Here is a 21761-nt window from a genome sequence, read left to right as displayed (position 1 = left end):
GGGCGGAAACAGATAAGCAAGTCCTAATGGCAATCAAAACCAGTCCTTTACTCTACCTTTTATACTTTGTTGATTAAAAATTAGACACGACAACTATTCTGACACAGGGGGATTTCCAAGCAGCTTCTAAGGAAGAATTTGTCGAAACCATGCAGCAGCATGTGCGACATGATAACAATATCAGTGAAATTTTACGCGTACTGCGAAGAGCAAATGCCAAGCCGCTTTCATATTATTCATCATTCAATGATAGAAATGCAGGGATTGCAGCAGCCTATCAAACAGGCGACTATACAATGAAAGCGATAGCGGATGAATTCGGGCTGCATTATGCGACTGTCAGCCGCATTGTGAAAATATCTCGGATATGATATTTCACATCAAGACCTGACCCCATTTTTATAAGGAGGTTGTATGCGTTCACAAGATTGTCATCATGAACACAAGCCAGGCGAGCGTCCGGCGCAATCTGCATCCGCTGTGGGTGCAGACGGGATCTACACCTGTCCGATGCATCCCGAGGTCCGGCAGAAAGGCCCTGGAGATTGTCCGATTTGCGGCATGGCGCTGGAAGCGGAAGCGATCACCGGAGAAGAGGGTGAAAATCCCGAGTTGACCGATATGCGCAAAAGGTTCTGGATCGGCCTGATATTGACGCTGCCTGTTTTTGTTCTGGAAATGGGCGCGCATGTGACCGACATGCACCGTTACGTGAGCGCGCCCTTGTCCGGCTGGATCCAGCTGGTGCTGGCGACGCCCGTGGTGCTGTGGGCGGGGCGTCCTTTTTTCACGCGCGGCTGGATCTCTTTGACAACGCGCAAATTGAACATGTTTACCCTGATCGCCATGGGGATAGGCGTGGCTTGGTTGTACAGCATGGTGGCGGTATTGGCGCCGGGTGTTTTTCCCGACGCTTTCCGGCAGGCGGATGGTACGGTAGCGGTCTATTTCGAAGCGGCAGCCGTCATCACGGTGCTGGTTTTGTTGGGCCAGGTGCTGGAACTCAAGGCGCGCGAGCGGACAGGGGGCGCGATTCGGGCATTGCTGGATCTGGCGCCCAAGACAGCCCGCCGGGCGGGGGATGAGGGAGAGGAAGAGGATGTGCCGCTGGCGCAGATTCAGGTGGGTGATTTATTGCGCGTGCGGCCGGGTGAAAAAATACCCCTGGATGGCGCCGTGAAGACAGGGCGCAGTGCCGTGGATGAATCGATGGTGACGGGTGAATCCATGCCAGTGAAGAAAATGCCGGACAGCCAGGTGATCGGCGGCACGATCAATCAAACCGGCAGTTTCGTGATGCGTGCCGAGCGCGTGGGCAAGGATACGATGCTCTCACAAATCGTGCAGATGGTTGCCGAAGCGCAGCGCAGCCGTGCTCCGATCCAGCGCCTGGCCGACCATGTTTCCGGTTGGTTCGTGCCGGTGGTGATAGGTATCGCGTTGCTGGCTTTTGTCATTTGGTCGCTGGTCGGTCCTGAGCCTGTCTTCAGTCATGCCTTGATTGCCGCAGTCAGTGTTTTGATTATCGCATGTCCTTGCGCGCTGGGGCTGGCCACACCCATGTCGATCATGGTGGGTGTCGGCAAGGGTGCGCAAGCAGGCGTGCTCATCAAGAATGCCGAAGCGCTGGAGCGTATGGAGAAAGTCGATACATTGGTGATCGACAAGACCGGCACCTTGACCGAAGGCAGACCCACCGTGACCCAAGTCGTAGTCACAGAGGATATGACTGAAGACAACTTGCTGGCACTTGCCGCGTCTCTGGAGCAGCAGAGCGAGCATCCGCTCGCGCACGCCATTGTCACGGCTGCGAGGGAGCGGTCGCTCGATCTGGCCACTGCAGAGGAATTCGATTCGCCAACCGGCAAGGGCGTGATCGGAAAAGTCGGGGATCAGGCGGTTGCACTCGGCAATGCCATGCTGATGGCAGAACTGGCCATCGATGTTGCCTCACTTGCGGAGCAGGCCGATGGGCTGCGTGCGGACGGTGCAACGGTCATCTATATGGCCGTGAATGGCCGTCCTGCCGGGCTACTGGCAATTTCCGATCCGGTCAAGGCAACGACTGCGGCCGCAATCGAAGCATTGCAGCAACAGGGTATCCATGTCGTGATGCTGACGGGGGATAACCGCCGCACTGCCGAGGCGGTTGCCAAGAAACTGGGGATTGATGCAGTCGAATCGGAGATTCTGCCCGAAGACAAAGGGAAAATTGTCGAGAAGCTGCGTGCATCAGGACGGGTGGTCGCCATGGCCGGCGACGGTACCAACGATGCACCGGCCCTGGCGGCAGCCGATGTCGGGATTGCCATGGGAACCGGTACCGATGTCGCGATGGAGAGCGCGGGCATCACGCTCCTCAAGGGAGACCTGACTGGCATTGTGCGCGCCCGCAAGTTGTCGATAGCCACCATGCGCAATATTCGCCAGAACCTATTTTTCGCGTTTGTTTACAATGCTGCCGGTGTGCCGATCGCGGCGGGCGTGCTCTATCCGTTCTATGGTCTTTTGTTGTCGCCCATTTTTGCAGCTGCTGCGATGTCGCTCTCTTCAGTCAGCGTGATTGGGAATGCGCTGAGATTGCGCTTCACTTTACTGCAGTGACTGGTCCGGGCGGGCTCGTTACGAGGACAAAGGTCCTGCCTGCCTGATTTTGAGTGTATCAATAAAGCGTTTGCGGAGTGCGGGAATTTGCTTGCTATGCGTGATCAGGACTACTTCGTCATCGTTCCTGAGTTTCGTTTCTGCATCGGGCAGTATGAAGTCTCCGTTACGGTAGATGCACATCAGGCGCGCATTGTCTGGTAGCGCCAGGGCTGAAACTGGCCCTGCCAGGCTTTCGTTAATGACGAAGGAGAGCACTCTGGCTTCGCCTTTAATGATCGATGATAATTCAAGAAGGTTCTGGCCTTCCGCTATGTCGGCGAGAAAGCTGCCGATTGTGCGTGCTGGCACGATGATGTTGTCCAGCCCCAGCTCGATGGCGACATGTTCAAACTCCGGATCCTCGAGTTTAGTAATGACTCTGGGGAAGCCGAGCGAATGGGCGACCAGACTCGCCAGAATGTTTGCTTGATCGTTGGCAGTCATGCAGTAGACGAGACGGGTGGTTTTTGCATCCACTTCACGCAGAATGTCCGGCCGTGTTCCATCGCCGAGTATAAAGCCGCAGTCCAGCTGGTCGGCCAGCTCATCGATACGGTCTTTATTTTTTTCTATGATCACCACGTCATAGCCACGATGGATAAGCTGCCTGACCGCCATGACAGAGGTTGCGCTGGCACCGATAAAGACCAGTTTCATCAAATTTTCCTTGTTTTGATCCAGGTTGCGGGATAGAGGAGTATCAACAATGCAATAATTTCAAGCCGTCCAAGCAGCATATCCATGCAAAGTATGATCTTGAGCCAGCCGGACAATTCTGGCTGTGTGATCCCGCTGGACAGTCCAACCGTGCAGATGGCGGATACCACTTCAAACAACGCCTTCAATGTATCATGGCCTGCGGCGACAAAGGCAAGCCAGGAGCAGAATATCACGGCGATGAACAGTAGAATCAGTGCTAGCGCACGATTGACATCATCATGATCGAGATACTCCCTGCCCAGATTTTGTGGAATAACGGCATGGGGCGCAATGGTGATGCGTTGCATGATCAGCCGGATCAAATGGGCAAAAGTGACCAGCCGCAGTAATTTGATGCCGCCAGCGGTCGAGCCCAGAGAACCGCCGACAAACATGGTGAAAATCAATATTAGCAACATGTCATGGCTCAGTCCGGTCAGGGGTAGGGTAGCGAAACCGGCTGTGCTTTGCGCGGAAATGGCTAATAGCGGAGCATGCCACAATGCTTCGGACCAGGGGAGATTCTGTTGCCAGATGAACATGCCGCCCAGTACCAGGCTGATAATGAGGCTCAGAATCAGTAAAGCGCGCAGCTGAATATCTTGAATGAAAGCTTTCCAGTCGCGTCGCTGGAGACGCTGATACAAAAGTATAGGCAGTGCGCTAAACAAGCATGCCGTGATGACAGTGAGCGCTGCGAGTTTGTTCTCAAAGCCAGCCAGGCTATTGTTATAGCCGGAAAAACCACCGGTCGAGACGGCCGCAAACGCGTGCGTGATGGCGATGAATATATCGCCCTGCGCAGCCCATATCAGCACAGCAACCAGTGCAGTCAGGATCAGATAGATCTTCAAAATTGTGCGTGCATAGGACCGGGTGGAACTGGCCAGATCTTCACTTTCATCCAGATGAATCAGGCGTTTTGCGGCAATACCGGGGCGGACAAGCAGTGCCACCGTCAGCACGACAATCCCGAGTCCGCCTATCCATTGCATGTAAGCGCGCGCGAAAATAAAGGTGGGCGGCATGGACTCCACATCCGCAATCGTGCTCAGACCAGTGGTTGTGACGGCCGAAATGGTTTCGAATAAGGCATCGATAAAGGTCAGCCCCGCGCCGCTGAACGCGATGGTCATGATGAGCGGCGCGGCGATGAAAATGAGACTGGTAACGACCAAACCTTCATTCGCCTGAATGTCTGCCGGCGCATCCAGTCGGGATAACAGCGCGCCACCCAGAAAAAGCATCAATTCTATGAGCAGATAGCGCAAAGTGCTGTCGAAGTCGCTGAAGTAGAGAGAGACCAGGCAGGGTACAAGTGTCAGGCAGCCCAGTACGACCAGTAATTGGCCGCTATATTTGGCAATGACATCGATTCTGGCTACTTTTTGTAACGGCGCAAGTTTGTGATTGAGAAACATGAGTCAGCTCCCTGCCGGGGTTTATCCTCAAGAAAGGCGCAAATTTTCATCCTGCCATCAGTATGCGATAAAATGAATTGGCCGACCCGGAAATAAGCAGCGTGATATGCTTTTCAAGCAGTTTGCCCATAAAGGAAGGAGCACGAACCCGCCATGAAGACCCCCCGCCTGCTGATGCAGTACCAGCAAGATTTGCCTGCCGACTTGTTGCCATTGGTGGAGCAGGTGACCGATTTGGCAACGGATTTGCGCTGGACCTGGAGTCATGCCGGTGATGTGGTATGGAAGGCGATGGATCCGCAGTTATGGGAGCTCAGCGAGAATCCATTTGTGGTTTTGCAGAACCTGTCGTATGAGCGGCTGGAAGAGTTGAATCGCAGCGCATCGTTCAAACAGCATCTTGATTTGCTGTCGGAGGCGCGCAGGCACTACTGCGAATGTCCTGGCTGGTTTGGGGAAGCGCATGCCGAGACCAAGCTCAAAGGCGTTGCCTATTTCAGCATGGAATTTGGGCTGGGCAAGGCCCTGCCACTGTACGCCGGTGGATTGGGTGTGCTGGCCGGAGATTATCTCAAAGCAGCCAGTGATTTGGCCGTGCCTGTCACTGCGATCGGTCTGCTCTATCAGGAAGGCTATTTCCGGCAAATGCTGGATGGCAATGGCTGGCAGCAGGAAATCTACACGTATAACGACTCCAACAGCCTGCCATTGCGTCCCGTGTTGACGCGTAATGGTACCTGGCTCTGTATTCCGATCGAGTTGCCCGGGCGTACCGTCCGCCTGCATGCCTGGGAGGCACGGGTGGGAAGGGTGAGCCTGTATTTGCTCGACAGCAACAACTTACTGAACAGCGCGCTTGACCGCGGCATTACCGGCAAGCTATACGGGGGGGGAGAAGAAATCCGCCTGGTACAGGAAATTGTGCTGGGAATTGGCGGGTGGCGCTTGATCGAAGCCCTGGGGCTGGAAATCGATGTTTGCCATTTAAACGAGGGGCATGCCGCTTTCGTGACGCTTGAACGTGCCCGTTGCTATATGGAAAAGAAGCGGGTGGATTTCTGGGAAGCACTGTGGGCGACCCGGCCGGGCAATGTATTTACCACTCATACGCCGGTGGCAGCCGGTTTCGATACCTTCCCGCGCGAGCTGCTGGCCAAGTATGGTCTGGTCTATGCCGGGAATCTGGGGGTGGCGCCCGAGGATCTGGTGGCACTGGGCCGCAGCAATGCGAAAAACGGTGATGAGTTTTTCAACATGGCCTATCTGGCGGCTCGGACCTGCGGCATGATGAACGGTGTCAGCCGCCTGCATGGCCAGGTCAGTCAGGGCATATTTCAGGACCTGTATCCCCACTGGCCCCAATGCCAGGTGCCGGTGAGTTATGTGACCAATGGCGTGCATGTGCCATCATGGGATTCTCCGTGGGCAGATGATATCTGGACGGAGACTTGCGGCAAGGGCCGCTGGCTCGGTAACGAGGAAACGCTGGCCGCCGCAATCGAGGCGCTGGACGATACGGCGCTGTGGACCTTGTGTGGTCAGGAGCGTGCCGATCTGGTACGCCACGCCCGGCAACGCTTGCGCTTGCAGCTGGGTCAGGGGGGGGCGCAGATGCATCTCATTGACCAGGTTGACCGGATTTTAGATCCCAACGTTTTGACACTTGGATTTGCGCGCCGCTTCACTGCCTACAAACGTCCTAACTTGTTGCTGCGTGATCCTGACAGATTGATCAGACTGTTGATGCATTCAGAACGGCCAGTACAGCTGGTTGTCGCGGGCAAGGCCCATCCTGCCGACAAGGAGGGCAAGCGTTTCATTCAGGCCTGGGCGCAGTTTGCCGCTCAGCCAGCGGTGCGCCAGCATGTTGTTTTCCTTGAGGACTATGACATTGCCTTGGCGCAGGAGCTGGTGCAGGGGGTGGATGTGTGGATCAACACGCCGCGCCGGCCCTGGGAAGCGAGCGGCACCAGTGGCATGAAAGTACTGGTTAACGGGGGGCTGAATCTTTCCGAGCTGGATGGCTGGTGGGCGGAAGCCTATACCCCGGAAGTGGGCTGGGCGCTGGGTGATGGCCAGGAGCATACCGAACCCGAGTGGGATAGCGTGGAAGCAGAGCAGCTGTATCGCCTGCTGGAAGAAGAGATCGTGCCGATGTTCTACAATCGTGATGCCACTGGCATTCCCCGAGCTTGGGTTGCCCGTATGCGAGCCAGTATGGCGGGCCTTACTCCTCAGTTCAGCAGTAATCGGATGGTGCGTGAATATGTCGAGAAGCTGTATTTTCCTGCGGCAAACGCTTTTCAGCAACGGTCTGGCGAGGGCAGCGAAGTTGCGCAGACGTTGCGTTTGTGGGACGAGCAGTTGAGGTGCAATTGGCATGAGATCCATTGGGGCAATCTGAGCGTATCCCACGAACGGGGCGGCTGGGTCTTTGAGGTGCAGATCTACTTGGGGGAAATGTTGCCCGATGCCATACAAGTCCAGCTTTACGCTGATCCGGCCGGGATGCAAGCGCTTGTCTGTGAGGTGATGACACGTCATGCCAGTATCCCAGGCGCTTTGCATGGATATCTTTACCGTTGCCAGGTGCGCACGACGCGCCCTTACACGGATTTCACGCCGCGCTGTGTGGCGTTTCATCCCGCTGCGTCCATTCCGACCGAGAACAACTTGATTCAATGGTGGTCGGGAACGGCAAACTTGCTTGCAGCCGCCCAATGAGGCTGAGAGGCCGTTATTAGCTTGCCTGCTGGTCGTAGACGCGCAGCACTGCCCGGGTAGACTGAGGAAGGGTGTCCCAGGCCTGCCGGACTTGCGCATGCAGACGATCGTGTGCCCGCTTGTTGCCGGGAGCCAAATAAGTGGAATGGCGCGTGGTGTAGTGAATCATCAACACTCTGCGCTCGATACCGGCTTGCATCCTCGAGCCGTGGTGATAACACCTGGCGGTATCGGTCAGGAACATATCGCCGCTGTTGCCCGTCAGTGATAAAAAATGGGGGCAGAAGGGTTCAAACAGGGCCTCGTCTCTGACTTTTTCAGAAGAGACAGGGCCAAGCTTTTCGGCAACCTGGTCAGAGTATCTGGTTGGCAGAATGATGGTGGGTCCGTTGGCTGGCGTGATTTCGGAGCACAGCAGCCAGAGCTTGAGTGTCGTGATGTCCTCTCTGTCGATATGCCATAGCTGACTGCCTTTCAGTTTGTTTGTATTCGATATGGGAGGCGGTGAGTACATAGCCGTGATGTTCCAGAGAACCGGGCAGCTTCCGAAATAACGGGCCACTGCACCGAGTATGTAAGGCGCGGTTGCAAGCTGAAAACAAGGGTTGTCTGGTGCATAGTCCTTCAATGAAGATGTTTCCGCCAAGTATGGCTTGGTATTCATCTGCATGCCGGCACCCGCGATGAAGTGTTCGATACGGGCATGCGTGTCGGCAATGCAGGCCGGTGCCGGCTGATCCTGTATGTCGAGGCGTGCCGCGCCCATTTGCGGGTCAACCGTAAGCGTCGTGGGGCAGGCGTCCAACAGTTGTGCGTGGTATTCGCGTTCCTGTTGTTGTGCTTCGGCAGGCAGGCTGGCCGCTATTTTTTCAACCAACTGCGCCCTGTGTGCGCGTGGCAGAATATTGTTGTTGCCAAGATAACGGTGCAGCTTGATATGACGGGGTGCATTGATATACCGGACATCAGAGATGTTCCTGGCCCAATTGGCGATTTTCCGGGCTTTAATTTTGGCACGGTCTTTGAATATTGCGAGGTCCACGATGCGCTCCCAGCCGCGAGTGATGGAAAAAGGCTACGCTTTTTTAAGTGGGGTGACTGTACTGAAAGCATCTGTGGTTGTCAAACCAGACGAGACCGGGATAGGAGATGGTCTCATCGTCCAGGCGTTGTAACGCTGTCATGTGGTTGAATGGTTGGAAATGCGACGCATGGCCGAAATTCAGAAATGGGAAGGAATGCGGGGCAGCCTGTGCGTGCGCAATACGTGCGGCTTTGCCCTGAAGCTGAAAGGCGTTCAGAGGCATGGTTCGTATTGTGCTGATGGGCTGACCTGAAACCAGTATTTACGAACTGCTTCCTACCATGATCATGGCGTATGGCAGGGATAGAATAGCGGTCCCAAAGCCACGTTTATTTGTATTTTGCGGCGGCCGGATGCATTCTATATTGCACAAGTGCCTTTCCAGGCACAATGCGATCCACACATACAGTTACCCAGGAGCGTGTTGGGCGTAGTAACCAGGATCCTGGGAATCTACTTGAGTTTGCTCGCCGATCTCGATGCTACGGTCAAGGAAGTGCTGGCCGATCCACAAGCATTCAAGGCGAGTCCGGCTGCCGCTTGTCAGCGGGGTAGCTGATTGGTTGTGCCGCGCCCCTGGGAGCGTCATCTATTCCAGGGGCGTTTCGTCATTCTCCCGGCATTTGAGCCAGCATATTCCGCAAACAGCTGTCCAATCCGGTGTTAAACCTGCCTTTTTATCTTGTTGTCTCGAACTAGAATATAACCAGGGGCAAGGACTTTTCTTTTTAAGACGGAACATTGCAGATGAATGAATCGGCAGGTGTGAATTTCATAAAGCAAGGCAAGGTGCTGCAACCTGATCGTGCATGGTCAGAAGCAGGCCAACTGTGGTTTTGGGGTTGAGTCAGTGCCATAACTATTCAGCCTGTTAATTGAGAAAAATTGAAATGCAATTGTTTTTTGATTACACGAGCATACGCAGAAAGCTGATCATGGTTTTTGTGGTTTCCCTGCTGTTGGTGCTCACGCTCATCAGTGCTGGAATTTTGCAGATGATCTGGGTGAAAAGAACACTCAATGCTGAATTTTATAATGCGATTTCAGAGATGCATTATTCGCTTACCCTGAAGGGCGTGCTGGAGCAAAGCCGGATTCAGCTGCTGACATTGCTGCTTGAACCGGATAACCGTAACCTGGCTCAGGAACACAAGGCGATCAAGCGTTCAACAGAGCATATCAACCACATACTGGGTGTTTTGCTGCGTGAAGATGGTGACAAAGCGCGGGAAATCCATGTGCAACGGGATGCGCTCAAGGCCATATGGGATCAATTTGTTCTGGCCCGGGACGAGGAAATCTTTCCCGCTTTGTTTAGAGGGGAAAACCACGCAGCGCTTGAATTGGTCATGGGAAAGCAGCGAGAAAGGTTCGAGACCTTTATGGCGCTGGCGGATGCGCTGGTCGAGAAGACCAGTCGAACAGCCGGGAATACCCAGACTTTTCTGGAAAATATGCTCCTGCAGACGATCACGTTGTATGTGATCATTTCCCTGCTCGGGCTGTCTCTGGCGACGATATTGGTTTATCGATTCACAAGAAATATTTTTTCAAGATTCAATATGATCGTTTCAAGGCTGGAGCGATTTAAAAGAGGGGAGAAACCTGCATGCTCCAGTCTTGTGGAGATCAGGAAAGATGAACTCGGCAATCTTGAAAGCATGCTCGAACATTTTCTAGTGGAGCTATATGAGCATCGAATAGAGCATGAGCGATTTCTGTTGTTGCTGCAGTCAGAAATGGTGGAAAACCGGAAGAAAAAAGATGCATTGAAAAAAAGTGAAGAAAAATACAGGGCTTTGGTGGAGACTACGACTGACTGGGTGTGGGAGGTCAATGCTGATCTGGTTTATTCCTACGCAAGTCCAAAGGTGGAGAATCTGCTTGGCTACAAACCGGAAGAAATCATTGGGAAATCCCCTTTTGCCTTGATGCCGCCTGAGGAAGCGGCAAGGATATCCAAAGATTTCGTCGAGATTATTGACAAGCGGTTGCCTATTTTCAATCTGGAAAACAGGAATTTGCACAAGGATGGCCATATCGTGGTTTTGGAATCGAGTTGCGTGCCGTTTTATGACTCCCATGGCGTTTTTCTGGGTTACCGAGGCATAGACCGGAATGTTACTGCAAGGAAAAAATCCGAAGCGGAGGCCGCGGCTATGCGGGAACAGCTTCTTCAATCCGAAAAAATGGCTTCTGTTGGGCTGCTCGCTGCCGGTGTTGCGCATGAGATCAATAATCCGGTTGGCTACATCAGCAGCAATCTGTATGCATTATCGGAAGATATCTCGAAAATCAGTGCCACTTGCCGGAGCAATAAAGCATCACTGCGTGCGCCAGAGCGTGGTGGCCAATATGCGGTCAAACAGGGTGAGACCGGGTGGATTCGTGATGTGGATGCGACCTTGCAGGAAATGGCGCAGGTCGTCAGTGAATGCAAGGATGGACTGGAGCGGATACAATCAATCGTAACGGGGCTTAAAGGCTTTTCGCATAGAGAAGCGGATGAGGCGAAAGTATACGATATCAACCAGTGTATCAAGGATGCGGTCAGACTTTCCTGGCACGAGGTGAAATATGGCGCCAGTCTTGAGAAGGTGCTGCAAACGCTGCCACGGGTCTTGTGTAAACCGCGACAGATTACCCAGGTCCTGGTGAATATGTTGCTCAATGCCGTTCAGGCGATGGAGCAGGGTCATATCAAAATCAAATCCTGGGCCAGCAGCGACCTCAAGGAAGTGTTTATCAGTATAGAAGATAATGGGCCTGGGATCAGCAAGGAGATACAAAGACGGATATTCGATCCTTTCTTTACCACTAAACCGGTTGGCCAGGGCACGGGCCTGGGTCTTTCAGTCGCTTATGGGATCGTTACCGAGCATGGCGGCAAGATTCAAGTGAAGAGCGCGCCGGGATGCGGAGCGGTTTTTGTGATCAGTTTGCCTGTAATGAATAATTTTGCCAGCACAGAGTAGGAGTGGTATGCACGAAACAATCATGATCGTTGACGACGAGCCTAACATTCTCAATGCCCTGGGACGCTTGTTTAGAAGAGAGGGGTTCAATGTCATCACCGCTGAAAGTGGGGAAGCCGGTCTTGAGTTGATAAGAAAAAATGAAGTGGCGGTGGTGATTTCGGATCAGCGGATGCCGGGAATCGATGGTGTGGAGTTTCTGCAGCGACTCATGGCCGTATCGCCGGATACCATCAGGTTCATGCTCACGGGTTACGCCGACATGAAATCGGTTCTGGAAGCGATCAATCGGGGAGAGGTGTACAGGTTCATTACCAAGCCCTGGGATGACGAAAAGCTCAAAGAGGTTGTCAGCGAAGCATTGGAAAAATATCGTGTAGCGGTGAGCAGCAAGAAGCTAGGTGACGCGATAAGGGGGCAATACTTGCGTATGCTCGAGCTGAATCAGCAGCTCGGCACTGAAATTGAGACCAAAACAAAATGTATCGAAGCAAATTTTTCGGTATTTGTCGAGCTCTGTGCCGATATGAGCATGTTGCATGACCGGTGTTCTGGCGAGCAAGCAAGGCGCGTGGCGGCGCTCGCCGAGAAGCTGGCGTTAAAACTTGGAGTTGGTGAGGCGGACGCAGAGACTATCCGGGCTGCGGCCTTGCTGCAGACTATCGGAAGGATGGCTGCTTCTGATGAAGGATATGTACAGGAAAATGAGGAAGTTTCCGTTAGTGCGCGCGTGCCGCATGGTGACCATGCCGCACTATCCCGAGCGCTGCTTGTGAAAATGGATGCGCTTAATCAGCAGGTGAGCGCAATCATGCGCAGTTATGCGGAGAGTTGTCAGCGTGATGAGTATTGTGATCTGCCGCAGGGGAAAACAGTCTCTTCGGGCGTAAAGATTATCGCGGTCTGCAAAGCGTACGATGGACTCAGGCACCGTTCTCGTCCATTCTCCCAATCTGAAGCGCTGGCGAGGATTGAAGCCGAGCGAGATAAAAAATATGACTCTGCCGTTATTGATGCTTTGGCTGAATGGGTGAGGGAGGAGGAATCCCTGCTTTGATCGGCTTGATTGCAATTGGCACGGCTGTTCGTGCAGTGTAACTGATGCCTACTTGTTCGTGGTGCCGCAGAGAGGAGTCGAACCTCCGACTTGCTGATTACGAATCAGCTACTCTACCAACTGAGTTACTGCGGCAACAGGCAATGCTGAAGTGGTCTTTATTGATTCGATAAACCCGGCGATTATAAAGCTTTATGGACATGTGAGCAAATGTTGCTGACAATGATGCTATTGAGTGCTGGTGATGATTTTTATAATTCTGATGGCCTGACTTGATCTGTCGCAGGCATATAATTTCATTCATCTGTATGAAAAATCAATAACTGAAATGATAGTATGATCATGAAATTGTGGTTATTGTCTCGACTCTGTTTTTGGTGTTCAATCCAGCAACTGGAATGAACATTTATTGCGCTGCTGCATAAATAACCGGGTGAATTTCAACCGTTTGTTTTGTGGTGTAAATCGAGCTGTACGTAGGTTGTTTGACTGATGTTTTTAATCAAGGAGATAAATATGAATAAGCAAAACGCCTTAACTGTATCTGCTTTACTTGGCGTGTGTGCCATCTTGTCGGGGTGTGCGACGACCGGTGACTTTAATGCCCTCAAGGCGCGTGTTGATGCACTGGAAGCCAATGTCTCCGCTGCCCAGTCGGATGCCGCGGCTGCGCATGCTGCGGCCAATGACGCGGTCAATACGGCGAATCGGGCGATGGATAAGGCGAATGAGGCCAATGCACGTTCTATAGAAACCGAGACCAAGATCGATCGCATGTTCAAACGGGCGATGCATAAATAGATTTTCCGATTTTCCTGGGTTTTACTTCACTGTCTGGCTGCCTGTTTTTAGGTATGGCGGCTGGGAGAGTGGGTGAAATCCGGGGCTGTCATTTTCCAGGTTTAATCTTCGGAAATCAGTCTCGGTATGCCATTGCGTTCCTGTATTGCCAAATCGAGTGCCTCCTGGTCGATCCTGACGAACTTGATGGTTTGGCCGTGCGCATCCCGGGTGGTTTTGTCCAGAAATTCGACAATTGTGTCATGCACCATATGGATATAGTCGGACGGTGCAACATTCTCTTCTTCCAGCGGCGGGTGGAGTTCGATAAACAATAGTTTGCCTACCCAGCCAAGTTTGATGGGCTGGTTGACTATCTGTACGGGTGTGCCTACCGGTACCATGTCATAGAATTTTTCAATGTCTTCGGGATACATGCGGATGCAGCCATGTGTGACCCGCATGCCTACCCCGAATGGTTTATTGGTGCTGTGTATGAGGTAGCTGGGTATTCCCAGATAGAGCGCATAACGGCCAAGCGGATTATCGGGGCCTGGCGGTACGATGTCGGGTAATGGGGGGCTGCCTTCTGCTATGGCTTTCTCGCGTAGTGACTGGGGGGGGGTCCAGGTCGGGTCTTTCTGTTTTCTGGCGATAGTGGTTCTGCCAAGCGGTGTATTCCAGTCCATTCTGCCTATACTGATAGGATGCGTGATGACTTGCGGTTTCTGTCCTTTTTCCGGCTTGGGGAAGTAATAGAGCCGCATTTCCGGCAGATTGATCACTATTCCAGTACGCTCTGCTGCTGGAATGATGAATCGCAAGGGCAGGATGACTTCATCGCCATCTTGCGGTAACCAGCGGTTGATATGTGGATTGGTCAACAGGATTTCATCCTGGCCGATGCCATGGCGCCGGGCGATATCAAGCAGCGTTTCTTCACGGCTGGCAAGCGTAGTCTGGACTTCACCAAAAAGATCCACGTCACGCGGAGGGAGTACCCAGCTGTTGGCGTGAACACTTCCGAGAAACAAAGTGGCCAATAATGCACACCACAGTCGAGGACCGGTTCCGAGCAGGTGCCGCAGGTTTTCGCCTGGGCGAGACGGAGCCGGCCGTGGTGATCTGTCGCTATTTGATTCTGACAACCTCCTGGATGGATTGGCTGTGTTGGCAGCAACTGTCTTGAAGTGCTTCACTGTATCCTTAAGTATGCGCATGTTCGTTAAATATTTTCATATGATGTGCTGCTATCCATGCCTGACCTAACGAGATGGCGCTGTCGTCCGGTAATAATTGTTCGGCAGACAGCACTTTCAGGCCATGTCTGGTGAGCCGATTGCCCAATTGCTGGGAGAGTAGCTTGTTGTGGAAGCAACCGCCGCCCAGCGCGATGTGCGATAGCCGGCGCTGCCCGGCAGCCTGTGCTGCCCATTCGGCCAGTCCCGCAGCGAGCGTAGCATGAAAAACTGCTGCGGCGTGACGGGTGTCGTGCTGGTCGCTGAGCCAGCTGATCAGCGGCGTGTAGTCAAGTATATTATCTTTATGGATTTGATAGCCTTGTGACAACGGTGCCGGTAAGTGGCCATATTCACTGGCCAAACTTTGCAATCTTATGGCCGCTTGCGCTTCATGTGTTTGAACCGGCGCAATGCCCAGCAATCCTGCGGCGGCATCGAATAACCGTCCCATGCTGGAAGTCGTGGGACTGTTCAGTTTTTGCTGCAACATGGTGGTGACCGTGCCTGCTGCAGATTGATCAGGGAATCTCTGCAGGATTTCATCGGCACGTCCCAGATGATGCAGTGCAGCAGCTGCCATGCGCCAGGGTTCGCGTGCCGCGCGATCTCCGCCCGGCATGGCCAATGGTTGTAAGTGCCCGATGCGTTCGAAGGTGGCGCCCGCACTGTACAGCAACTCGCCGCCCCAGGGGGTGTGATCTGTTCCCAGTCCTACGCCATCCAGCGCGATGCCGATCACTGCCTGAGTGATGCCATGCTCTGCACACAGTGCGGCAATGTGCGCGTGATGATGTTGTACCGCAATCACCGGCAGGTTGTGCTGGTGTGCGTAATAATGGGCGAATTGGGTGCTATAAAAATCAGGATGCAGGTCATGGGCGACATGCTCGGGCTGCGTGCCAACCGTTGCAATCAGCCTGGTGATGGTGTCAGTATATGCCTGACAGGCATCTGCGCTACCCAGGTCCCCAAGCAAGGGGGAGACATAAGCTGTGCGACCGCTTGTCAGGCAAACCGTATTTTTCAGCCAGGCGCCACACGCCAGTATTGTAGGCGCATCAAACGGCAGTCCAATGGTAATCGATGGCAATTCAGTCAGGACTGGGGGCCGGTTTGATGGGGTGCTCATTTTGGCTTGGGTGCTTGATCCAGTCCAGCCATTTGGGCATGCCTTCGCCGCTGGTGGCTGATGTTTGAATAATCTGGAGTGATGGATTGACGCGACGCGCATAGTGTACGGCAAGCGCTGGATCGAAATTCAAGTAAGGGAGCAGGTCGCATTTGTTGAGCAGCATGAGACTGGCCGCCCGGAACATATCCGGATATTTGAGGGGCTTGTCTTCTCCTTCGGTAACGGACAACACCACCACCTTGTGCGCTTCACCCAAATCGAAGGCAGCCGGGCAGACCAGGTTGCCAACATTTTCGATCAGCAACAGGCTGTGCTCGTCGGGCGCAAGCTGGTGAAGTGCCTGCTCGATCATATGCGCGTCCAGATGGCATCCTTTGCCGGTATTGATCTGTAGTGCGGGTGCGCCGGTTGCACGGATACGTTCGGCATCCTGATCGGTTTGCTGGTCGCCTTCGATCACAAAGATGGGCCGGGTATGCTGCAGGGCGCGGATGGTTTCGATCAACAATGTTGTTTTGCCGGAACCCGGGCTGGAAACCATATTGAGCGCAAGGATGCCACGTTCGGCCAGGTAGTGGCGATTTGCCACGGCGTATTGGTTGTTTCTGGAGAGAATGTCGCGTTCAATACGGACCATGCGCGATTGGCTGATACCGGGTGCATGGGTGCCCGCAATGCCTGCGCCGAAATCCATCAGACCCGGCCGAGGCGCAGTGGATGGATCGGGTGTCGATTGAGCAGCCAAGGGCGTGCGATATCGTATCGGCCCTTTGGTCTTGTGCAGGCTGTTGTGTGATGATTTGCCGGGTGAAATTGAACTGCTACCACATCCACAAGTGGTACACATATTTTTGCTCCCTATTCGACTTCAAGTTCCTTTATTCGTAAACTATCGCCGCCCGTGATTTCAATTCCATAGCTGCCGCACCGGGGGCAGGCATCATATGGCGTCGTTAAAGATACCTTATTTTGACATATGTGGCACCAGCCGTCGCCCGGTAGCCGGATGATTTCCAGCTGGGCACGGTATGCGATACTATGACTGTGCTGGGTAATGCTGTCAAAACAAAAGCGTAGTGCTTCAACTTCCACGCAGGAAAATTGACCGATTTCCAGCCAAATGGTTTTGACGCGAGTGAAAGATTGCTGCCGGGCTGCATCCTCTATAATGGCCAGCACTTCGGCCGCGAGAGACATTTCATGCATGGTGTTCGCGTGCGGGCGGGATGGCTGCGGGCGTTGCCGTCTCCAGGTTGCGTGCCTTGCATGCCTGTATGGCCCATTGGGAGGCAATTTCCAGATTTGCGGCCGCGCCGGCGCTGAGCGTGGCGCCAAGGTCGAATCGATATCCCCGGATTTGCAGCAGAAAAACTTTGGGCGGGGCGGTTCGAAAATGCTGTGTGTAGAGATATAACAATGCTGCAGGTGTCATCGCATGCGTCGAGTAGCTGTTATCTTTGACCGGCAGGACTCTCGAGTATTTGTAGGGCGGGTAGCACGAACAATCGGCATCGATGAACAGAACCTGGTCGTGGGCGTCCAAATCAGTGACATGTTCAATCTGTAATTGCATGTCGTTCTGGCAGCAGACTTGTTCCAGGCCAAGTGCCTCGATGCGTTCGACCAACTTGGGTCCAAGCATGTCATCCCCTCGACCAGGGTTGCCGTAGCCAAATACAAGTAGTTTTGTCATGCTTTAGCTTTATTTAGGTTGGCTGGTTACTTTTGTGGCGGCTGACCATTGGCCGGCGCTTGTGTTTTTGAAATACGGTAGAATCGATCGTGGACAGCGCTCGCAGCGTACTTTGATAACCTCTTTCGATGATTTTATCGGACTGATCGAAAGCCAGAAAATGTACATCGCCGAGTGGTGGCTGGATGATCAGATCAGGTGGGTCGACTTTCATTTGGCTTTCAGTGATTTTAGCTGCCATGATATTGATCGAAGAAAGGATGATTTCGAAAATATTCAGGCCCGTATCCATTTCAAGCCATTTCTTGAGGCGTGTGGAAGTGGAATGATCCAGTGTGGACATGACTTGTTTGAAACGCTGCATGGCTTGCAGTACCGATGCGGATGTGTCGTTGTCCAATCGGTGTGTCGCCGCGCTGTCCATCAATGGATTGGCGGCTGTTTCTGTTTTTTGAGTTAAAGAAGAAAGGGGCCTCTTGTCCCTGCTATAGGGCGCCTCATGATTGAGGTCGATTGCAATCACAAAATCTGCGCCCATCGCACGTGCCACACTTACCGGGACCGGGTTGACTAGGCCGCCATCCACCAGGATGTGTTCATCGTTATAAACCGGAGTGAAGATGCCCGGCACAGCAATACTGGCGCGTATGGCATGGATCAGGTCGCCTGTGCTGAGCACAATCTCTCTGGCAGTGAGAATGTCGGTTGCCACAGCCCAGAAAGGACGCGGTAATCGCTCGATTTCTCTGATTTCCAGGTGAGCACTGACGAAGTCCATGACTTTTTTGCCATCCATCAATCCTGATTTGGGCACGGTCAGGTCAAGCAGTGAGACCAGCTTTTTCCAGTCAAAGGCTCTAAAACTGGATTCTAGGGCATCGAGATTTCCTGCGGCGTATACGGCACCTATCAGAGCGCCAATGCTGGCGCCCGCGATCAAGTCGACTTCAATGCCATGTTCTTCGATGGCACGCAGGGCACCGATATGCGCGAGCCCGCGTGCGGAACCGCTGCCAAGCGCCAGGCCTATTTTTATGTCTGATGCCATCGATGTAGATGAGGTGAATGGTTTTTGCATAAATACGCGAATGGATCTGTTGTTGTCCGTTGTTGCCTGTTGTATTAAAACAACGCTGAATGTAACATTGTCTTGACAGTCAAATCGCCCTTATATAAGCTCGCTGCTCAAATAATTATGATCAAATATGACACACTTGTTATAAACAGGCAATGAGAGGGTATTCGCAAGCATTTGAGTGGATTAAGAAATTAGTTCCAACACTTACTCTGAAATACATTACGCTGAATACGCCCGGCTTTATCAAACAAGTTGGCCAGACCAATATTTCTAGGGGAAGATCTTGAGTTCGACAATAACTACGTTGGGCGTTCCGCTAATGCTAAAAACTGATTCTCAGCCTTCCAACATAGATCTCGATTCAGCAACGCCCACCATCCATTTGCTGTCACAGCGGAGAGCAGACTTCACGACCTTGGTGGAGGCATTGGAGTATGCCGCACAAGGAGATACTGGTTACAACTTCTACGACGCTAAAGGTAAATTGCGCGCCGTGCTGATCTATCGTGAGCTGTGTGCGCGTGCGCAAGTGACTGCAAAACGACTTTCCGGTCTTGGGCTGGCGCGTGGTAGCCGGGTCGCTTTGATCGCAGATACAACGCCTGAATTTGTTGAGATATTTCTTGCCTGCCGGTATGCGGGCCTGGTGCCGTTCGCTATGCCGGTGCCGGTCAATCTCGGCAGCCATGCGATCTATGTACGGCAGCTCCAGGGAATGCTTGAGAGCAGTCAGGCAAGTGTTGCGGTAGCCGGTCTTGATTTTGTCGGATTTCTTGAAGAAGCGGCAAGCGGGGGGAGCGGCAATGCGCTCAAATGGTGCGGAACGCCGGCGCAGCTGAATCTGTTGCCTGAAGCCAATGTGATTTTCGCTGCCAATTCCCCGGAAGAAACCGCCTATCTCCAGTTTACTTCGGGCAGCACGCGTGCGCCGCGCGGTGTGGTGATTACCGAGCGTGCGCTGATGAGTAACTTGCGCGGAATTGTCTGTAACGGATTGAAAGTCCGGCCGGGCGATCGTTGCGCTTCATGGTTGCCTTTTTATCATGACATGGGATTGGTGGGTCTGGTGCTGGCGCCCTTGGCAGCCCAGTTATCCGTTGATTATCTCGCCACCCGTGATTTTGCGGTTCGGCCGTTGCAATGGTTGAAGCTGATCAGTCGTAATCGCTGTACGATCGCTTTTAGTCAGCCTTTTGGACTTAAATTATGCACCCTGCGCGCACGTGAGACAGATCTGAAGGAGCTTGACCTGAGCTGTTGGCGCGCGGCAGGTGTGGGCGCGGAGATGATCCGTGTGGATACGCTAAAAAGCTTTGCTGCCAAGTTTTCTGCGGCGGGGTTTGACGAGCGTGCTTTCCTGCCCTGCTATGGTCTGGCAGAATCGACCCTAGCTGTCTCCTTTCCGGCGCTTGATCAGGGTGCGCAAAGTCTGTGTGTGGATACCAAGACATTGGTTGAAAAGAAAATGGCGGTACGCGTGCAGGCAGACGGTAGAAAGTTCAATGAATTTGTCAATTGCGGTCGGCCTCTATCGGGACACACAGTCAAGATCGTCGATGAGGATGGCCAGGAATTGCCGCACATGATGGTGGGGAGTGTCTGGGTCAGGGGCGATAGCGTCATGGACGGGTACTTCAATAACCCGGCCGAAACCACCCGAGCGATTAAACCAGGTGGCTGGCTGGATACCGGCGATATTGGTTTTGTGTACGAGGGGGATTTATATATCACGGGCCGGCGTACCGACGTGATCATTGTCAATGGCAGGAACATCCGGGCCCAGGATGTGGAGGAGCTGGCGGAACAGCAGCCAGAGGTAAGAAGTCGCGAAGCATCTGCTTTCGGTGTCAGCGACCGCGATGGTTCGACGATCGTTGTGTTGGTCATAGAGACTCGGCTGGCGTCAGCAGATGACCGGCAATCGCTGATCAACAGGCTGCAGCAAATGATTTATATGGCGTTCGGCGTGAATTGCCTGGTTGAGCTTGTGCCACCCCATACATTACCCCGTACCTCTTCTGGGAAATTATCGCGTTTTGCCGCCCGCCAGGGTTTCTTGCAACGCACAAATATCGAGAACCTTACTACTGCACGTACAGTTGGATAGGCGGAGCAGCTTGTTGCCTGCTGACATAATCAGCGCTGCCGGCACAGTAGACTGGCGTGTCAATAGCATTATTTTTGGAATTCTATAGTCTTATATGACCCGGATCGTGGCAGTGACGGGCGCCACAGGTTTCATTGGTCGCGCACTGCTGGATAAATTGGTTGCATCTGGATGGGCAGTGCGCGCGCTGACCAGGCGCGCGCTGCCCGAGAATAATCAGCCTGCGATAAACTGGGTACGGGGAGATCTCGATGATCTTGCCGCGTTGCACCGCCTGGTGAAAGACGCCCATGCTGTCATCCATTGCGCGGGGGCGGTGAAGGGCAAGTCCTGGCACGATTTTTATCGTGCCAATGTCATCGGTACGCGCAATATCCTGCAAGTTGCCGCTGAAGCCGCGCACGCTCCCAAATTTCTCTACATATCTTCCTTGGCTGCCCGTGAGTCGAGTCTTTCCTGGTATGCACGCAGTAAATTTGAGGCTGAGCAGCTGATGCCCTTATTCTCAGATCGATTGACACTGGCTGTGTTGAGGCCCGCAGCGGTATACGGTCCGGGTGACAAGGCACTGCGGCCGCTTTTTCGGTCGATGCGATATGGCATATTTCCTGCGCTGGGCGCGCCTGGTAACCGCTTCGGATTGGTGCATGTGCACGATTTGCTGGCCGCCATCAATTGCTGGCTTGACGCTGCGCGGCCCGTCACCGGGACTTATGAGATCGATGACGGCACGCCGGGCGGCTATGATTATGTGACCATTGCCAGAATCGCGCAGGCGGTCATGGGAAAACCCGTCCGGTATTTTTACCTGCCATGGGTGGGCATGCAGCTGATAGCCAACCTTAATTTGTGGCTTGCCCGCCTGATGAATTATGCGCCGATGCTGACTCCTGGTAAGGTGCAGGAGCTTCGGCATCCTGATTGGGTTTGTGATATATCGCCTTTGCTGGCAGCATTGGATAACTGGCATCCTGTCATCCGGTTGCAGGCAGCTTTGCCTGAACTGATCAAATCATAACGAGGGCCCTGTCGCAATACAATTTCAATATCAAGGCTTGTCACGCAAATAAGTGAATTGCCAGTGCGGTGGTGGCAGGCAGCGACCTGACTATTGCGCTTCGCTT

General features: G+C 53.3%; 18 protein-coding genes and 1 tRNA gene. 9 read left to right on the top strand and 10 right to left on the bottom strand.

Annotated features, from left to right (window positions below):
• Positions 1-149 precede the first annotated feature (149 nt).
• Both ABTW62_RS01690 and ABTW62_RS01685 read left to right on the top strand, forming a co-directional pair.
• Positions 150-371 carry a hypothetical protein gene (locus ABTW62_RS01690; protein WP_430902844.1) on the top strand — a complete coding sequence of 74 codons (222 nt, stop codon included), beginning with the start codon at positions 150-152 and terminating at the stop codon, positions 369-371.
• A 43-nt stretch (positions 372-414) separates the two neighbouring features.
• Complete coding sequence (locus tag ABTW62_RS01685; RefSeq protein ID WP_430902843.1) at positions 415-2604, top strand: copper-transporting P-type ATPase; 2190 nt, start codon at positions 415-417, stop codon at positions 2602-2604.
• Between the two features lie 18 nt (positions 2605-2622).
• Here ABTW62_RS01685 and ABTW62_RS01680 read toward each other — a convergent pair whose 3' ends face one another.
• Both ABTW62_RS01680 and ABTW62_RS01675 read right to left on the bottom strand, forming a co-directional pair.
• Complete coding sequence (locus tag ABTW62_RS01680; RefSeq protein ID WP_430902842.1) at positions 2623-3303, bottom strand: potassium channel family protein; 681 nt, start codon at positions 3301-3303, stop codon at positions 2623-2625.
• A complete protein-coding gene (locus tag ABTW62_RS01675; protein WP_430902841.1) occupies positions 3303-4766 on the bottom strand; it encodes a TrkH family potassium uptake protein in 1464 nt (487 codons plus the stop codon). Before ABTW62_RS01675 ends, ABTW62_RS01680 begins: the two co-directional genes overlap by 1 nt.
• A gap of 153 nt (positions 4767-4919) precedes the next feature.
• Here ABTW62_RS01675 and glgP point away from each other — a divergent pair, with 153 nt between their 5' ends.
• Positions 4920-7490, top strand: coding sequence for an alpha-glucan family phosphorylase (gene glgP / locus ABTW62_RS01670; RefSeq protein WP_430902840.1), 2571 nt, complete (start codon positions 4920-4922; stop codon positions 7488-7490).
• Between the two features lie 16 nt (positions 7491-7506).
• On the opposite strand, the gene ABTW62_RS01665 is transcribed toward glgP, so the two are convergent.
• Positions 7507-8532 carry a hypothetical protein gene (locus ABTW62_RS01665; protein WP_430902839.1) on the bottom strand — a complete coding sequence of 342 codons (1026 nt, stop codon included), beginning with the start codon at positions 8530-8532 and terminating at the stop codon, positions 7507-7509.
• A gap of 1 nt (position 8533) precedes the next feature.
• On the opposite strand from ABTW62_RS01665, the gene ABTW62_RS01660 reads away from it, so the two are divergent.
• The 3 genes from ABTW62_RS01660 to ABTW62_RS01650 all read left to right on the top strand — a co-directional run bounded on the left by ABTW62_RS01660 (position 8534) and on the right by ABTW62_RS01650 (position 12606).
• Complete coding sequence (locus ABTW62_RS01660; RefSeq protein WP_430902838.1) at positions 8534-8665, top strand: hypothetical protein; 132 nt, start codon at positions 8534-8536, stop codon at positions 8663-8665.
• A 799-nt stretch (positions 8666-9464) separates the two neighbouring features.
• On the top strand, positions 9465-11549 hold the full coding sequence (locus tag ABTW62_RS01655; protein ID WP_430902837.1) for an ATP-binding protein: 2085 nt from the start codon (positions 9465-9467) through the stop codon (positions 11547-11549).
• 7 nt (positions 11550-11556) lie between these two features.
• Complete coding sequence (locus ABTW62_RS01650; protein ID WP_430902836.1) at positions 11557-12606, top strand: response regulator; 1050 nt, start codon at positions 11557-11559, stop codon at positions 12604-12606.
• 59 nt (positions 12607-12665) lie between these two features.
• Here the strand turns inward: ABTW62_RS01650 and ABTW62_RS01645 are convergent.
• Positions 12666-12741: transfer RNA gene (locus ABTW62_RS01645), tRNA-Thr, on the bottom strand.
• A 381-nt stretch (positions 12742-13122) separates the two neighbouring features.
• Between ABTW62_RS01645 and ABTW62_RS01640 the strand changes: the two genes are divergently transcribed.
• The gene (locus ABTW62_RS01640) at positions 13123-13407 is read left to right on the top strand and encodes an Lpp/OprI family alanine-zipper lipoprotein (RefSeq protein ID WP_430902835.1); all 285 of its coding nucleotides are present in this window, start codon (positions 13123-13125) and stop codon (positions 13405-13407) included.
• Positions 13408-13508: 101 nt separating this feature from the next.
• Here ABTW62_RS01640 and ABTW62_RS01635 read toward each other — a convergent pair whose 3' ends face one another.
• From ABTW62_RS01635 to ABTW62_RS01610, 6 genes are all read right to left on the bottom strand, one after another.
• Positions 13509-14429 carry a L,D-transpeptidase family protein gene (locus ABTW62_RS01635; protein ID WP_430902834.1) on the bottom strand — a complete coding sequence of 307 codons (921 nt, stop codon included), beginning with the start codon at positions 14427-14429 and terminating at the stop codon, positions 13509-13511.
• Positions 14430-14592: 163 nt separating this feature from the next.
• Complete coding sequence (locus tag ABTW62_RS01630) at positions 14593-15756, bottom strand: carbamoyltransferase HypF (protein ID WP_430902833.1); 1164 nt, start codon at positions 15754-15756, stop codon at positions 14593-14595.
• Positions 15719-16606: a hydrogenase nickel incorporation protein HypB gene (gene hypB / locus ABTW62_RS01625; protein WP_430902832.1), complete on the bottom strand. Its 888-nt coding sequence runs from the start codon at positions 16604-16606 to the stop codon at positions 15719-15721. Before hypB ends, ABTW62_RS01630 begins: the two co-directional genes overlap by 38 nt.
• Positions 16607-16617: 11 nt before the next feature.
• Entirely contained in the window at positions 16618-16965 is a 348-nt protein-coding gene (gene hypA, locus ABTW62_RS01620; RefSeq protein ID WP_430902831.1) for a hydrogenase maturation nickel metallochaperone HypA, read from the bottom strand.
• Positions 16958-17452 carry a hydrogenase maturation protease gene (locus ABTW62_RS01615; protein ID WP_430902830.1) on the bottom strand — a complete coding sequence of 165 codons (495 nt, stop codon included), beginning with the start codon at positions 17450-17452 and terminating at the stop codon, positions 16958-16960. The genes hypA and ABTW62_RS01615 overlap by 8 nt, the downstream gene beginning before the upstream one ends.
• Before the next feature lie 13 nt (positions 17453-17465).
• Positions 17466-18500, bottom strand: coding sequence for a patatin-like phospholipase family protein (locus ABTW62_RS01610; RefSeq protein ID WP_430902829.1), 1035 nt, complete (start codon positions 18498-18500; stop codon positions 17466-17468).
• A 349-nt stretch (positions 18501-18849) separates the two neighbouring features.
• On the opposite strand from ABTW62_RS01610, the gene ABTW62_RS01605 reads away from it, so the two are divergent.
• Entirely contained in the window at positions 18850-20637 is a 1788-nt protein-coding gene (locus ABTW62_RS01605; RefSeq protein ID WP_430902828.1) for a fatty acyl-AMP ligase, read from the top strand.
• 94 nt (positions 20638-20731) lie between these two features.
• Positions 20732-21655 carry an NAD-dependent epimerase/dehydratase family protein gene (locus ABTW62_RS01600; protein ID WP_430902827.1) on the top strand — a complete coding sequence of 308 codons (924 nt, stop codon included), beginning with the start codon at positions 20732-20734 and terminating at the stop codon, positions 21653-21655.
• Positions 21656-21761 lie beyond the last annotated feature (106 nt).

The sequence above is a fragment of the Nitrosomonas sp. ANs5 genome (genome assembly GCF_050584665.1).
Taxonomy (GTDB): domain Bacteria; phylum Pseudomonadota; class Gammaproteobacteria; order Burkholderiales; family Nitrosomonadaceae; genus Nitrosomonas.
Note: the sequence above shows the minus strand (reverse complement) of the source record. Positions and strands in the feature narration are given on the sequence as shown.